Raw genomic sequence first — 482 nt, forward strand, 5'->3', positions numbered from 1 at the left:
CGCGGCGTCCCGTACGTCGAGGAGGTCCCGTTCGACCGACCCGTCGTGCCACAGCGGGAGCGGCTGCCCGGCCAGCGCCCGGCCGGCCATCGCCGAGACCACGCCCCGCCCGGTGGCGCCGCCCAGCGGGCTGGCGCCGAAGACGGTGCACAGCCGCAGCACCGTCGCGTTGATCCGGCCCTCCGCGTGCGCCGTCAGCAGGACCCGCTCAGCGGCGGCCTTCTGCGCGGCGTAGGTCCCGGGCACGGGCGGCCGCTCGTCTCCGGCCTGGATCGTGCTGGTGAAGACCACCGTGGGTGGACGGGCGGCGTCCCCGGTGCGGCCGAGTGCCGCGACCAGGTCCCAGACCAGGCCGACGTTGAGGCGCTCGGTGCGTTCGTCGGCCTCGCGCCAGGACCTGTGACCGCCGATGCTCGCCGCCAGGTGCACCACCGCGTCGGCGCCTCCGACCGCCTCGGCCGCCCGTCCCGGCAGGGACAGGT

The 482-nt window shown here is 77.0% G+C and carries 1 protein-coding gene; it reads right to left on the reverse strand.

All coding sequences use genetic code 11. The features are described 5' to 3' along the window. A partial coding sequence (locus D471_RS0122680) for an NAD-dependent epimerase/dehydratase family protein (RefSeq protein WP_017600735.1) occupies positions 1–482 on the reverse strand: 482 nt, incomplete at both ends.

Source organism: Nocardiopsis lucentensis DSM 44048 (assembly GCF_000341125.1).
Classification (GTDB): domain Bacteria; phylum Actinomycetota; class Actinomycetes; order Streptosporangiales; family Streptosporangiaceae; genus Nocardiopsis; species Nocardiopsis lucentensis.